Source organism: Marinobacter shunpengi (assembly GCF_045449695.1).
In the GTDB taxonomy this organism is placed as follows: Bacteria; Pseudomonadota; Gammaproteobacteria; order Pseudomonadales; family Oleiphilaceae; genus Marinobacter.
The window spans coordinates 445,519-460,270 of sequence record NZ_JBJJKZ010000013.1 but is presented as its reverse complement, the minus strand read 5'-3'; the positions used below and the strand labels follow the sequence as shown (position 1 = coordinate 460,270).

At 61.3% G+C, this 14,752-nt stretch carries 13 protein-coding genes; 5 read left to right on the top strand and 8 right to left on the bottom strand.

The features are described from left to right. Positions 1-87 precede the first annotated feature (87 nt). The 6 genes from ACJO2E_RS11350 to cysP form a co-directional block, all read right to left on the bottom strand. Positions 88-1,242: a TAXI family TRAP transporter solute-binding subunit gene (locus tag ACJO2E_RS11350; protein ID WP_406963986.1), complete on the bottom strand. Its 1,155-nt coding sequence runs from the start codon at positions 1,240-1,242 to the stop codon at positions 88-90. Positions 1,243-1,387: 145 nt separating this feature from the next. Continuing rightward, positions 1,388-1,900, bottom strand: coding sequence for a shikimate kinase (locus ACJO2E_RS11345; RefSeq protein WP_406963985.1), 513 nt, complete (start codon positions 1,898-1,900; stop codon positions 1,388-1,390). A 3-nt stretch (positions 1,901-1,903) separates the two neighbouring features. Further along, on the bottom strand, positions 1,904-2,995 hold the full coding sequence (locus tag ACJO2E_RS11340) for a sulfate/molybdate ABC transporter ATP-binding protein (protein WP_406963984.1): 1,092 nt from the start codon (positions 2,993-2,995) through the stop codon (positions 1,904-1,906). 9 nt (positions 2,996-3,004) lie between these two features. Continuing rightward, positions 3,005-3,832 (bottom strand): sulfate ABC transporter permease subunit CysW, encoded by an 828-nt coding sequence (cysW, locus tag ACJO2E_RS11335; protein WP_406963983.1) that lies wholly within the window; start codon positions 3,830-3,832, stop codon positions 3,005-3,007. Positions 3,833-3,835: 3 nt separating this feature from the next. Further along, positions 3,836-4,708 carry a sulfate/thiosulfate ABC transporter permease CysT gene (gene cysT / locus ACJO2E_RS11330; protein ID WP_406963982.1) on the bottom strand — a complete coding sequence of 291 codons (873 nt, stop codon included), beginning with the start codon at positions 4,706-4,708 and terminating at the stop codon, positions 3,836-3,838. 17 nt (positions 4,709-4,725) lie between these two features. Next, positions 4,726-5,769 carry a thiosulfate ABC transporter substrate-binding protein CysP gene (gene cysP / locus ACJO2E_RS11325; protein ID WP_406963981.1) on the bottom strand — a complete coding sequence of 348 codons (1,044 nt, stop codon included), beginning with the start codon at positions 5,767-5,769 and terminating at the stop codon, positions 4,726-4,728. Between the two features lie 341 nt (positions 5,770-6,110). Here cysP and ACJO2E_RS11320 point away from each other — a divergent pair, with 341 nt between their 5' ends. Further along, positions 6,111-7,406, top strand: coding sequence for an MHYT domain-containing protein (locus tag ACJO2E_RS11320; RefSeq protein ID WP_406963980.1), 1,296 nt, complete (start codon positions 6,111-6,113; stop codon positions 7,404-7,406). A gap of 35 nt (positions 7,407-7,441) precedes the next feature. On the opposite strand, the gene ACJO2E_RS11315 is transcribed toward ACJO2E_RS11320, so the two are convergent. Next, positions 7,442-9,403: an aconitate hydratase gene (locus ACJO2E_RS11315; RefSeq protein WP_406963979.1), complete on the bottom strand. Its 1,962-nt coding sequence runs from the start codon at positions 9,401-9,403 to the stop codon at positions 7,442-7,444. A 158-nt stretch (positions 9,404-9,561) separates the two neighbouring features. Next, on the bottom strand, positions 9,562-10,914 hold the full coding sequence (locus ACJO2E_RS11310; protein ID WP_406963978.1) for an aminotransferase-like domain-containing protein: 1,353 nt from the start codon (positions 10,912-10,914) through the stop codon (positions 9,562-9,564). A 189-nt stretch (positions 10,915-11,103) separates the two neighbouring features. Between ACJO2E_RS11310 and ACJO2E_RS11305 the strand changes: the two genes are divergently transcribed. Genes ACJO2E_RS11305 through ACJO2E_RS11290 form a run of 4 tightly spaced genes read left to right on the top strand, consistent with a single transcriptional unit; the run spans position 11,104 to position 14,738 of the window. Further along, the gene (locus tag ACJO2E_RS11305) at positions 11,104-11,832 is read left to right on the top strand and encodes a serine O-acetyltransferase (protein WP_406963977.1); all 729 of its coding nucleotides are present in this window, start codon (positions 11,104-11,106) and stop codon (positions 11,830-11,832) included. Positions 11,833-11,842: 10 nt separating this feature from the next. Then, complete coding sequence (locus tag ACJO2E_RS11300; protein WP_406963976.1) at positions 11,843-12,613, top strand: alanyl-tRNA editing protein; 771 nt, start codon at positions 11,843-11,845, stop codon at positions 12,611-12,613. Continuing rightward, complete coding sequence (locus tag ACJO2E_RS11295) at positions 12,610-13,833, top strand: MFS transporter (RefSeq protein WP_406963975.1); 1,224 nt, start codon at positions 12,610-12,612, stop codon at positions 13,831-13,833. Before ACJO2E_RS11300 ends, ACJO2E_RS11295 begins: the two co-directional genes overlap by 4 nt. Then, positions 13,830-14,738 carry a PLP-dependent cysteine synthase family protein gene (locus tag ACJO2E_RS11290; protein ID WP_406963974.1) on the top strand — a complete coding sequence of 303 codons (909 nt, stop codon included), beginning with the start codon at positions 13,830-13,832 and terminating at the stop codon, positions 14,736-14,738. The genes ACJO2E_RS11295 and ACJO2E_RS11290 overlap by 4 nt, the downstream gene beginning before the upstream one ends. The last annotated feature ends 14 nt before the right edge of the window (positions 14,739-14,752 follow it).

Below are 14,752 nucleotides of genomic sequence, written 5' to 3'. Positions count from 1 at the left end.
CATCAGGTCCCCCGCCACCAGGAAGGACATCGCAGGTCAGGGGCCGGATTCACCCCCACCCGCGACACCGGTCAACCGCCGGAGAACTCAGCGGAAGATCGGATTCATCCCGGCTTCCTCCAGTGCCGCGGCCCGGGCCTCCATCCAGGCGCTGCGGAAGGCTTCCTCGTCATCCGGCGTATCGCCAGCGGTGAAGGAATCCCAGGTGTCCAGCAGGATCTGCTGGCGCTGTACCAGCCTGTCCTGATGCGCCTGCATCTCGTCGGTCCAGTGACCGATGTCCTTGTAGTACTCCACCACCGCATCGTGGAACGGGATCACCCACTGCATGTTCTGGTTTTCCAGGGCGTAGCCCTCATTACCCGGGGCGGCGTCCTTGTACTTGTCGTAGTCCTCAGTGAAGACTTTCACCATGCTCTCGACCAGCGTGTTGTCGGCATCGGCGTTGGCCACCACGATAGGGTAGGGATAGCTGGAGCCGATCCACGGATCATCCTTGCTGATGCCGGCACCGGAGGTCACCTTGTGGGGCTGGAAGTAAGGGGCAACCTCCTTCAGCCGTGCCCAGCCTTCCTTGTCTTCCGGATCCAGGGTCAGCCAGGTGATACCACGGGGACTGGCCGCCAGTTGCTGGGGCCCGCCGGCCACGGAAACCGAGAACGCGGTATCGGTCTGGTCGGCGACAATACCCTCGAAGGAGCGGCCATAGCCGGGAAACTCCACCCGTTCCACGTCATCCCAGGTCAGGTCGCCAAAGGCCAGCATGGCTTCGGTGCCCAGGTTGAGGGCATCATCACCGCGAATGTAGGACACCCGCTTGCCCTTGAGGTCGTAGGGGGTTTCCACACCGATATCGCCGGCCACGGCAATACTCAGGCCAAAGCTGGCGATGGAGGTGGTCACCACCCGGATCGGCTGCGGTCCCCAGTTCTCATCCGCGAACAGCAACACGCCCTCGGCACCGTAGAAGGCGGCAATCCCGCAGGCACACAGGGGCACACGACCCATCTTGAGGGGAGTCATCCGGGAGACATCGTTCTCACCCGGCAGGATGCGCATGGACACGCCGTACTCGTTCTTCAGCAGGTTGCCAATGGAAACCATCTGGCTGTAGCCGGCGGAACCGGTTCCATAGGCGGTCATTCCAAGAGTGTTGGGCAACTCGACACCGTCGGCGCTGAAAGCCAGGGTCGGGGCTGCCGCCAGGGCAAAGGCGAGCAGATGCCGCTTGATGGTAGGCATGGTTAGTATCCTCTTGTTTGTTGTATTTGTGATTAGAGTTTTCGCAGAGCGAAATGCCATTTTGTTAGGCCAAATTCACTTTAGGACGTAATTGGACAAACTTCAATTCGGGAATGGCAGGGCCCCGACGGGGACGCCACCTGTGTCAGGGGATTTCCAGGGCCTCGACAATGGCCTCACACACCGCCTCCTGATTTCTTCCCGAGGCCTGGACCGTGACGTCGGCATAGTGGCGATAAAGCGCCAGGCGTTCATCAAACAAATCCGGGAAGGACTGATCCGGCCGCCGGGATATCCCGCGTTTGCCATGGTCACCGATGCGTCGCATGACCTCGTCCAGAGGAATATCCAGAAAAACAACCTTGCCGTTTCTGGCGAGATGGTCCATGGCCGCCTTGCTGTAGACAGCGCTACCACCGGTTGACACCACCTGGCGCTGAACGTCCATCTGCAACAGGACATCCTCTTCCACCTGTCTCAGCGCCTGGTACCCGTCGGCATCCACAATGTCCTGCAGGGTGGCCCCCGCATGCTGCTGGATCAGCAGGTCGGTATCCACAAACCCCAGGCCAAGCCGCTTGGCGAGCAGCACGCCAACGGTACTCTTGCCGCTTCCCGGCATGCCGATGAGAATAATGTTGGTTTTCGTCGCAGTCATTCGTCAGGCCCAGTTCAGGGTCTTCGGCTCGTCCAGATGCTCGCAGAACAGGTGCCCCACTTCCGGCACCGCGTAGTAACGGTCACCGCGCTGAGGCCGACGGGCATTGAATTCAGTATGGCTGATTCCCACCTCCCACAGCTCCTCGCAGGCCCAGCCGTCGGGCTTGAGCTCGATGCGGACTTCCGCGCCGATCACATTGATGGCCTCGATGCGGAACGGCAGGTGGGCCTCGCTGGTCGGCTGCTGGGTCAGGCGCACTTCGTGGGGACGCAGGTAGAGCTGGGCGTCGTCGTCATCGCAGCCCTGGGGCAGGTTGACCCAGGCATCCCCCTGGCGGATGGCGCCATCGGTGATCCGGCCCGAAAGCACGTTGACCTGGCCCAGGAAATCAAACACGAAACGGCTGTCCGGGCGGGCGTAGAGTTCCAGCGGCGAATCCACCTGCTCGATATGGCCATTGCTCATCACCACCACCTGATCGGACAACTCCAGGGCCTCTTCCTGGTCGTGGGTCACGAACACGCTGGTAAAGTGCAGCTCATCGTGCAGACTACGCAGCCAGCGTCGCAGTTCCTTGCGCACCTTGGCATCCAGCGCCCCGAAGGGCTCATCCAGCAGCAGGATTTCCGGACGCGTGGCCATGGCCCGTGCCAGGGCAATACGCTGTTTCTGACCGCCGGAAAGCTGCGTCGGATAGCGGTTGGCCAGGTGATCCAACTGGACCATCTCCAGCAGGTTCCCGACCCGTTGCCGGATCTCCCGCTTGCCGGGGCGTTCGTTGCGGGGCAGCACATCCAGACCGAAGGCCACGTTCTGGGCCACGGTCATGTGCCGGAACAACGCGTAGTGCTGGAACACAAAACCGACGCGACGGTCACGCACATGCAATCCGGTCACGTCGCGGCCACTGAACAGGATGCGCCCCTGCTCCGCGTTCTCCAGGCCCGCGATAATCCGCAGCAGGGTGGTCTTGCCGGAGCCGGACGGCCCCAGCAGCGCCGTAAGCTGGCCGTCCGGGATCGTCAGGTTGATGTCGTGCAGCGCCTGGAAGCTGCCGAAGAACTTGTTGATGCCCTGGATTTCAATACTCATGGATAATCCTCAGATGCGACTCTGGCGCCATTCCGCAATGGCCTTGACCGCCAGGGTGACCAGTGCAATGCCCGCCAGCAGCGACGAGGCGGCAAAGGCCCCGACGGCGTTGTAGTCCTGGTACAGCAATTCCACGTGCAGGGGCAGCGTGTTGGTCTCGCCACGGATATTGCCGGACACCACCGACACCGCGCCGAACTCCCCCACCGCCCGGGCATTGGTGAGAATCACGCCATACAGCAGGGCCCAGCGGATATTGGGCAGGGTGACGCGCCGGAACAGTTGCCAGCCGGAAGCCCCCAGCACCACGCCGGCTTCTTCCTCTTCCCGCCCCTGCTGCTGCATCAGCGGGATCAGCTCCCGGGCCACAAACGGACAGGTCACGAACACCGTCACCATCACGATGCCGGGCCAGGAGAACATCAACTGGATGTCGTACTGCCCCAGCCACTGCCCGATCCAGCCATTGTTGCCATAGAGCAGCAGGTATAACAGGCCAGCCACCACCGGTGAAACGGCGAACGGAATATCAATCAGCGTGGTCAACACCTTGCGCCCCGGGAAGCGGAAACGGGTCACCAGCCAGGCCAGAAACACCCCGAACACCATATTCAGCGGCACCGTCAGCAGCGCCACGAACAGGGTCAGGCCGATGGCATGGAGGGTGTACTTATCCAGGATATTACCCACATAGCCGGCCCAGCCGTCCGCCAGCGCCTGCACGAAGATCAGCACCAGCGGCATGAACAGCAACAGCACGGTCAGCACAACGGCCAGGCCGATAAGCGAGCGGCGGACCAGGGGGCTGTCGCCCACGCGACGATGTCTCGGCGTCATACCCTACCCTCCATGCAGGCGCTTGAGATAGCGCCCCTGCCAGACGTTGATGGCCAGCAGCAACAGCAGCGACACGCCCATCACCACCGCCGCGATGGCGCTGGCGGCCGGGAAGTCATACTCCTCCAGGCGCACGAAGATCATCAGGCTGATCACCTCGCTGACATAGGGCGAGTTGCCGGCAATAAAGATCACCGCGCCATACTCACCCAGGCTGCGGGCAAAAGACAACGCGCCCCCGGTAACCACTGCCGGCCACAGCGTGGGAAACAGGATGCGGCGGAACACCGTCCAGTCCGAGGCGCCCAGGCTGACCGCGGCCTCCTCGTCTTCCGGTGCCAGTTCCTCAAGCACCGGCTGCACCGTACGCACCACGAAGGGCACGCTGGTGAAGGCCATTGCCACCACAATCCCCAGCGGCGTATAGGCCACCTCGATACCCACTTGAGCCAGCATCTGACCGTACCAGCCGTTCTCCGAGAACAGGGTGGCCAGGGTAATGCCTGCTACTGCCGTGGGCAGGGCAAAGGGCAGGTCCATGATGGCATCCAGCAGGCGTTTCCCGGGGAAGTCATAACGCACCAACACCCAGGCCATCAGCAGGCCGAACACGCAGTTGAACAGCGAGGCCGCCAGCGCCGCCAGAGCGGTCACCTTGTACGAAGCCACCACCCGTGGGTCGGAGATAACGAACCAGAACTGCTCCCAGCCCATGCCCGCAGCGCGGATCACCAGGCCACTGATGGGAAGCAGCAGGACCAGGCTGATAAAGAACAGCGAAATGCCGAGGCTCAGGCCGAACCCCGGCAGTACGCGTTTGGAAACAGGCGCGCCCAGCCGTCTGGCCGGGCGCGCTGTCAGATCAGATGAGGCCATGGGTCAGGCAGGCACTCCTAGCGGCGTTGCAGTTGATCAAGCTTACCGCCGCTGGAGAAGTGGGTCTCCATGGCGTTTTCCCAGCTTCCGGCAATCTCCTGGATGGGCATCAGTTTCAACTCAGGGAATTTGTCCGCCACCTCGGCCTTCACGGTCTCGTTGTGGACCCGGTAGTTGAAGCCGGCCAGCATGCGCTGGGCTTCCTCGGAGTAGAGGTATTCCAGGTAGGCCCTGGCCAGGTCCTCTGTCCCCTTCTTCTCGATGTTCGCATCGATCCAGGTGACCGGGAATTCCGCCAGGAAGCTGACCTTCGGCACCACCACCTCATAGTTCCCTTCCGGGTTCAGTTCCGGAATGTTGTTGACCTCGGATTCGAACGTCAGCAGCACATCCCCCAGGCCACGCTCCACAAAGGTGGTGGTGGCGCCGCGACCGCCGGAGTCGAACACCTTCACATGGCCGAGCAGGTCACTCAGGAAGGCATCGATCTTCTCCTGGTCATCACCAAACTCCTCCTGGGCGTAGCCGAGGGCCGCCAGGTAGGTGTAACGACCATTACCGGAGGTCTTCGGGTTGGGCATGATCAACTCAACGTCGTCCCGCACCAGATCGTCCCAGTTCTCGATGTTTTTGGGATTCCCCTCCCGCACCAGGAACGCCATGGTGGAATAGTACGGCGAGCTGTTGTTGGGCAGACGTGACGCCCAGTCCTCGGGGATCAGTTTGCCACGCTCAGCCAGGATGTTGACGTCGGTCACCTGGTTATAGGTCACCACGTCGGCGCCAAGACCCTGAAGGATGGCCCGGGCCTGCTTGGAGGAACCGGCGTGGGACTGCTGGATATTGACGGTCTCGCCGGTCTTCTCCTGCCAGTGCTCGGTGAACAGCTCGTTGTACTCAGCGAACAGCTCACGGGCGATATCGTAGGAGGAGTTCAGCAGCTCCCGCTCCTGGGCGGACGCCGGGCCGGACAGGGAAAAAACCAGCGCCAGGGTACCGAACCACAGGCCCTTGTTTCTGACAGCTGGTAGTAGGGCATTCAATGTAGTGCCATTCAACATAGTGCTCAGGGCTCCTGTTAATCCAGATCCCCATATTCGAATGAAGAATAATGGGAGTACTTATTTAGAACGGAACGATAAGACACGGCGCACAAAACAGCAATGCCCCGGCTAGATGATTTCCGCCTTTTGTTGGAACCGCCGGTTATATGAGTAGCTTGCTTACCAGAGTCGTATGTGAGTGACCACTACTGCCTGGGTACCTTTCACCGCTGAATACATTCACTGCATAAGATTTTGCAATCTTCTACAAAACTGACGAAACCGTTTTACACGCCATCCGTATCCTGCCTTCGACCTGTTCCCATTTTCCGGAACAACGCTACCAAAGGGAGTGTTAGATGACCGGGCATTACGACTACGGGCTTGTACTGGTTTCCTATCTGGTTGCCGTGCTGGCCGGATACAGCGCGCTATACTTCGGTGCCCAGATGACCCATGCAGTCTCGGGACGCCGGCTTTGGCTGGGCCTGGGCGCCTTTACTATGGGCACCGGCGTCTGGACCATGCATTTCGTGGGCATGCAAGCCCATAAGATGGAGATGGTCCAGAGTTATGATCTGGGGCTGACAGTCCTGTCCTGGTTTGCCGCCGTCATCGCCTCAGGGCTCGCCCTCAACCGCATCGGCCTGCCCCGCATCTCAGCACTTCAGATTGCCGTCAGCAGTCTGTTCATGGCCTCGGGCATTGTCGTTATGCACTATGTGGGGATGGAGGCCATGCGGCTGTCACCGGGCCTGGTCTACAACTGGCCATGGGTGACCGTCTCCGTAGTGATTGCGCTGGCCGCGTCGGCGGGGGCGATGATCCTCAGCCGGCAGCTTGCCGATGCCGAGGGAGCCCGGGCGCGGGTGCTGCACGCGGTGGCAGCGCTGATTATGGGTGCCGCCATCAGCGGCATGCACTATACCGGGATGTTCGCCGTCAGCTATCCAACAGGAGCCATGCCGCATCCGGACAACCTGGTCACCGGCGGCTGGATGGGCGTGCCACTGGCCATCACCATCGGTCTGCTGCTGATTCTGGCCATCGTGGTCATCATACTGGATCGTCGCGCCACCCGGCTGGCCGCTGAACAGGCGGAAGCCGACCGCAAGCGGGTCTCGCAGATGGCCTTCCGGGATTCCGAGACCGGCCTACCCAACCGTTCCGCGCTCGACCAGCAACTGCTGGACCGCATCGTGAAATCACAGCGGGACGGCAGCACCTTCGCCCTGCTTTACCTGAACATCCGTAACTTCCGGGAACTGGCGCCGGTAAAGGGAGCCCGTGAGACTCCGGAATGGGTACCGGGTGTCGCCCGAAATCTCAGCAACCTGGTCCGCGAGAATGCCAGGGGTATCTGGCTTTGCCGATACTCCGAGAGTGCTTTTGCGGTGATTGTGGACGATCCACTGGCCGCTCACCAACGGGCACTTTTCAGACGCATCCAGGAACTGGTCACCAATGACCGGTCGCTGGGTGACAACCTCGAATGGGACGCTGGCCAGAGCCTGTTTCCGGACAGCGGCTCCTCCAGCCGCTCACTGGTCAGGGCGGCCATGATCATCCGTAATCCCGGGGAATTCGGGGACATTCCGAAAGAGACCACAGGCAGCGACAGCCGCACAGATACTGAGGAGGCGGTTGGCGCCTGACCTGTCGCATCAGTGCTGCCTGAACCAGCCTGAGGTCAGGCAGCCAGCGACTCCCGCATCATATTCAGCAGACCACCCTTGAGCACCATGCGAACCTGACGGCCGCTGAGGTCGTGGGTCAGCGGGTAGGTCCTGCCACTGCGCTGATTCTTCGCCGCTATGGCGTTGCCGGTTTCCAGTGCCGTGGACAGGTCGTCCAGTGCCAGTATGTCACTCTGCTCGATGTCGTCGTAATCCTCCGGCACTTCGAAGCGCAGCGGCAATACCCCGAAGTTACACAGGTTCTGCCAGTGGATGCGGGAATAGCTCTTGGCAATCACAGCCCGTACGCCCAGGTAACGCGGCGCCAGGGCGGCGTGTTCGCGGCTTGAACCCTGGCCATAGTTGTCGCCGCCCACAATCAGGGAGCCCCTGTCCTGGTAGTCCATGGCCCGCCGGGGGTAGGACGGATCCACCCGGATGTAGGTGAACTCGCTGATCTTCGGGATATTGCTGCGATAGGGCAGGATCTCCGAGCCGGCGGGCAGGATTTCATCGGTGGAGATGTTATCACCCACCTTGAGCAGCACCGGGCCTTCCAGGCTGTCCGGCAGGCCGCCGAAGTCCGGCAACGTACTGATGTTCGGCCCCTTCTCCACCACGGTCAGTTCCGGGTGCCGGGCCGGTGGCCGGATGTTGCGGTCATCCACATGGTAGGCCTGGCTGTCATCAAAGGCCGGGTAGTCCATGTCCAGGTCCCGGGGATCGGTGATCACCCCGGTCAGTGCGGACGCGGTGGCCGTCTCAGGGCTGCACAGGCAGACCTTGTCCTCCGGGGTACCGGAGCGGCCGACGAAGTTGCGGGGCACGGTGCGCAGGCTGATCTGGTCCGTGGCCGGTGCCTGGCCCATACCGATACAACCATTGCAGCCGGTCTGGTGCAGGCGGGCGCCGGCCCCGAGCAGGTCCGTCAGGTAGCCGAGCCCGGCCAGGTTCTCCAGCACCTGTCGTGACGTGGGGTTGATGTCGAAAGATACCCGTTCCTGGACCTGTTGCCCCCGGACCATCATCGCAGGCACCACAAAATCCCGCAGGCCGGGGTTGGCGGAGGAGCCAATGTAGGCCTGGTAGATGGGCTCACCTGCCACCTCCCGCACCGGCACCACCTTGCCAGGACTGCTGGGCAGCGCGATCAGGGGCTCCAGCTTGCCCAGGTCGATCTCCTCGTACTCGTCGTAGGAGGCGCCGGCATCGGCCTCCAGGGACTCGAAGTCACCTTCCCGCTCCTGTTGCCGCAGGAAGGTGCGCACAGCCTCATCCGCCGGGAAGACGGTGGCGGTGTGGCCCATCTCCTGCCCCATGTTGGCGATCACGTGGCGATCCATGGCGGACAGGTGCTTCAGGCCCGGACCATAGTACTCAATCACCTTGCCGGCGCCGCCCTTGACGTCGTGGCGGCGCAGCATTTCCAGGATCACGTCCTTGGCGCTGACCCAGTCCGGCAGTTTGCCGGTCAGCTTGACGCCCATCACGCTGGGCATGTTCAGGTGGAAGGGTTCGCCACAAATGGCCAGGGCTACCGCAAGACCCCCGGCACCCATGGCCAGCATGCCCATGGAACCGGCGGCACAGGTATGGCTGTCGGACCCCAGCAGTGTCTTGCCGGGTTTGCCAAAACGCTCCATATGGACCGCATGGCTCACCCCGGAACCCGGCGGGCTGAACCAGAGGCCGAACTTCTCGCAGGCACTGCGCAGGAACAGGTGGTCGTCGGGGTTGCGGCTATCCGTCTGCAGGAGGTTGTGGTCGACGTACTGGGCAGACAGCTCGGTGCGGGCACGATCCAGGCCCATGGCCTCCAGTTCCAGCATCACCAGCGTACCGGTGGCGTCCTGGGTGAGGGTCTGGTCGATCTTCAGGCCGATCTCCTGACCCGCCTTCATCTCGCCGGATACAAGGTGTGACCCGAACAGTTTCTGGGTCACATTACGTGGCTGGGTCCTGGTCTGTTTCGTCATGGGCTTACCTCCCGGCGCGAATCAGATGGCTACGACACAAGCCTGCTTGTGAATACTACCTCCTGACAATATGTGGGACGAATCCGTTCCGGACAACCCCTGCCGCCATCGCGGCCATACACCGCCGTGAACGCGGGGATCCCGGCGCGCCCACCCGCTCAGACCCGGAACAGCGGCACAAGTTCGGGCGAGAAATGGGACACGTTGACCCGCAGGCAGTCATCCGAACCCCGGTTCACACTGAACGAGCTGCCCGGCATCAACAACACATTCCGGTCGGCCAATCGCTGTATAAAGGGGTTCAGGTCGTCCATCGAAGGGTGGCGGACCCACAGGAACATGCCACCCACCGGCTCTATTTCAAAACGCCAGCCAAGGTCCCGGAGTGCCTGCTGCGTCACTTCCTGCTGCACCATGAGCTTACGCTGGATGGACTGCATGTGTTTGAGGTAGGAACCATCCGTCATGATGGTATTGACGAATCGCTCGCAGAAACCGGGCACCGCCACGGACGTGAGCAGTTTCAGCTCCAGCAGCCCCGCGATGAGGTTGAGGTTGCAGGCCAGGTAGCCAATACGCAGGGAGGCTGACAGGGACTTGGAGAAACTGCCGATGTAGATCACCCGCTCCAGCCCGTCCAGCTCCGCGAAGCTCTGGTGGGCACCGGCGGCAAAGTCGCCGTAGACATCGTCCTCCACGATCATGAAATCATGCTCGATGGCCAGTCGCAGCACATCGAACGCCACCCGGGCGCTGACACAGCCGCCGGTCGGATTATGGAAGGTGCTATTGCAGTAAAAGGCCTTGATCCGGTGCTGCTCCGCCAGCCTGCCAAGCTCGGCGACATCCGGACCATCCAGTCCACGGGGTACGCCGATCACCTTACCCCCCGCCATGTTGATCAGTTTGATCAGGTTGCCATTACCGGGCTCGTCCACCAGCACCACATCCCCCGGTTTGACCAGTAAACGGGTCACCAGGTCCAGCGCCTGGGTTGCTCCCAGGGTGGTCAGTATCTGCATCGGCGATACATGGAGCCGGATCTTATTGTTCAGGTGCTGGCACAACTGCAGCCGCAGGGGGCGATAACCCTGAATATCGCCGTATTCCACCAGTGAACGGCGCTCCAGGCGGGCGGTACGCCGGATGGAACGGGTCAGTATATCGGTGTCCCGCCACTTGGTGGGCAGCCAGCCGCAGCCGAGCTTGACCGCATCGGGATGCCCCTGCAGCAGGCGAAACAGTGGGTCGCTGGACATCTCCATGGATGAGGAGAACGGCATCATCACCGCGGAGCCGTCACTGCCGGAGCGGGTGACGAAGTAGCCGCGCCCCTGCTGGGCCTCAATGTATCCCTCTGCCACCAGCCGTTCGTAGAGCTTTACCACGGTGTGGTGACTGGCCCCCTCGGACGTCACTACCTGGCGAATGGATGGTATGCGCTGCCCCAGCTTCCAGTCGCCGTTATCCAACCGCGTTCTGAACTTGTCATAGAGCGCCTGAGTATCCATGTCACTGCCTCTTCCATGCCAGGAGTACACGCAACAGCCCATCGCGTGGACTGCCGGCCCCAACGTTAACTGTTCGCGGATTTATCCTAACAGTTGGCGGAAGATTTAGACCACTGTGCGCCTGAAAGGACGATAAAGCTGTCACGCTATAAGCTCGAAGTCAGAACAACAATCAAAGGAAGATGATGCATGGCGAGCCCTGAACAACTCAGTTATTCCAGTCACCTTGGATTTACCAACCGGAACCCGGAGGGAGTTGAACTGAAATGGGAACAGGCAGTTAGCGTTGTCGAGCGGCTGATCATGGCGGCACTGATGGAGTGCTGTTCAAGCAGGCTGTATCACTCACTTAAGTACGCGGAGATCATCCATGATCTGACGTCCACGTGTACCCATGATCTGATCACGTTTTCCACCAAGGACCCCTCGGCGGGCAGTGAAATCGAGGTACTGGCCAGGGCCTCCACATCCTTCACTGCGGTCCTTCACTACCGGATTGCCAACTGGATCCACAGGAACCTGCAGGAACCCGAGAAAACCATGCTCGCCGCCCTGCTGTCACGGCGGGGCAAGCTCCTGTCGGGGGCCGAGATCCACTACAAGTGCTCCATCGGCCAGCGCTTTGTACTGGACCACGGCTACGGCACCGTGATCGGCGAAACCGCCCGGATCGGCAACGACTGCTACATCCTCGGAGGCGTCACCCTGGGCAGCCGCGAGATTGCCGACAACCTCCCCACCCCCAGGCATCCGCAACTGGGGGATCGGGTCCAGGTAGGCATGAACGCCACCCTGCTGGGTCCTATCGAGATTGGTGATGACGCCTTTATCGGCACCGGATGCCTGGTGTCACGGGATGTGCCCCCGGGCCACAGGGTCACGTTACGGCGCGAACAGAACATCACCGTCATGAAGTAAGGAACGAATCATGAGAACAACGCAGAAACTTTACTACAAAGACCAGTATCTTACGGAGTGTCAGGCCAACATCAGCCGGCTCTACACCGAGGCCGTCGAACTGGACCGGACGGTGGCCTTTCCCGAAGGCGGCGGACAGGAAGCGGACCACGGCATCATCCATACCCCGGTCGGTATGCTGCGGTTCGAACAGGTCAAGCGGATGTATGGCACGCCCTGCCACATTGAAGGCTTCAAGGGTGTTAAAACCGGCGGGGTCATCCTGCACCTGATCAACACGGACGACCTGCCCCTGCTGGCCAAGCTGCAGGTGGGCATGCCCGTCACTGTCCGCATCAACGCCCTGCGCCGCGCCAGGCTGACCCTGTCCCACTCCGCCAGCCATTTCCTCTATGCCGCCGCCATGAACCATGACTACGAGCTGGAAGAGCGGACCATCGGCTGTCATATCAAGGAAGACTCGGCGCGATTCGATTTTCTCTCGGATGAGAAGTTCGACGGTGACAGCATCCAGAAGATCGAGTCGGTGGCCAACTCGCTGATCGAACAGAACCTGCCCATCAAACTGGGGAGTCTTCCGGATTGCCCCGATGCCCGCTACTGGCGATACGGCGGCCTGGAAATCCCCTGCGGCGGCACCCATCTGGAACGCCCGGGCGCCATCGGTTCCCTGAGGGTACGCCGCAAGAATGTGGGCAAAGGCAAGGAACGACTGATCTGTGAGTTTCCGGAGGCCTGTCCGGATGTCTGGAGGTATCACCAGGGAATGATCACCGCATGACAGAACGACTTCCGATTAAAACCTATCTGTTCTTCGCCGCCCAGTCCATCAACCTGACCACGGCGGTCATGTCGGTGGCCATGGCGGCGGTGGTGGGGTCGCTGCTCACCGACGACCCGGCCATGGCCACCATACCCTACGGCTTCCAGTTCCTGTTCGTGATGCTGGTGACCTACCCGGCTTCCTGGTTCATGAGCCGGTTCGGGCGCAAGGCCGGGTTCATGCTGGGCAACCTTTGCCTGGCCGTTGCGGGGGTGCTTGGCTTCCTGAGCATCCAGAAGGATGCATTCTACCTGCTGGTGGCCGCCCATAGCGCACTGGGGGCCTTTATCGCCTTCGCCAACTTCTACCGTTTTGCCGCCGCCGATGGTATTCCGGCCTCGCTCAAGCCCCGGGCCATATCCCTGGTAGTGGCGGGGGGCGTGCTGGCCGCCTTCATCGGGCCGATGTTGTCCGACAATCTCCGGTCGGTGGTGGGCTATCAGGACTTTGCCATCAGCTATGCCTTCTTTGTGGTCCTGGCGCTGATTTCCATGAGCATTGTGCTGATGATTCCCAGCGATCCTGGCCCCAGCGGAGATGCACAGCGTGGGGCCAACAGCCGGATTTCCGCCTCATCCCTGGCCGGTCTGCTGGGGCAGCGGCAGATCGTCCTGGCCATTGCCCTGTCCGCCCTGGGCTACGGCATCATGAACCTGCTGATGGTCCAGGCATCGCTGCATATGAAGACCATCTGCTCCGACTTCAGTGACGTCGGCCAGGCCATCCAGTGGCATGTGGTGGCCATGTTCGCCCCCTCGTTCTTTACCGGCAAGCTGATTCGCCTGCTGGGAAATCATGCCGTGCTCTACATGGGGCTACTCCTGCTGGTGCTCAGTAGTGGCGCCAACCTGCTGAGCCAGGGCTATCCCATGACCGTGACCGGGCTGATCCTGCTCGGCCTGGGCTGGAACTTCACTTATGTCGGCGGCGGCGCCTTGCTGACCACACTCACCGGCTCCCACCCGGATGCCGTGAAGATACAGGGCATCAACGATGTCTGTATTTCGGTGATGGCCACCATTGGGGCCTTCCTGCCATCGCTGCTCCAGTACAGCATCGGCTGGACGGGCACCAATACTCTCAGTATGGCCCTGTGCCTCCTGGCGCTGGTGGTATCGGTGCCCCTCCTTTCCCTGGGCAACCGCAATCAAATGGTGACCGAGGTATCGCGCTCATGACGGAACTTGCAAGGTACAACGACCGCCTCTTTACCAAACTCGAACTGAACAACCTGGGCGGCAGCCATAAATTCCGGGCCGCCCGCCATATCGTGCGCCAGGCCATAGAACGGGGCGATATCATCCCGGGACGAACCACGGTGATCGAAAAAACCGGTGGTAACTTCGGCTTCGGCCTGCTGGCCGCCTGTTACCAGTACGACGTCAAGGTTGACCTGGCGGTTGGCCTGTCATTCAGTCCCCTGAAAAGAAAACTGCTGGAGTGCTTCGGCGCCCGGCTTATCGGCAAGGACATGCTGCGGGAGGGGGCAACGCCCCGCGAGGTCGTGGAGCACTACCTTCACCACCAGCGCGAACTGGGCAGGCATTACTATTACACCGACCAGTTCAACAACCTGGATGGCGTGGAAGCCCACCGCATGGGAACCGGCCCCGAGCTTGCCACCCAATTGCTTGAGCAGGGCGTGGGCAAACGCCTGTTGTTCGTTGGCTGCGCCGGCACCGGTGCGAGCTTTACCGGTATCACCCAGGCATTGATCGATCATGGGTTCGATGTGGAGACAGTCCTCGTTGAGCCTGCCGAGTGTGACACTCGCAAGGGCATCTTCGGGGATCACCGGTTGGAAGGCATGGCCGTGGGTGTGACACCGCCCTTTCTGGACTGGTCTCTGGTGCATGATGTCTACGGGGTAGGCCTGAAAGAAACCCTGGAGGCCCAGCGCCACTTCTACATGCACAACGGCATCCACATCGGCAATACCGCCGCCGCCTGCTTTGCCGTGGCAAGACAGTTACTGGAACGCAGCGAGTTCCGGAACCGGGTACTGGTGACCATGGCCTACGATTCCGGGCTCTGGTATGCGGACATGATCGAGGAGACGCGGGAGAAACGGGTATCCATTTGAGCTATGGTATTGCC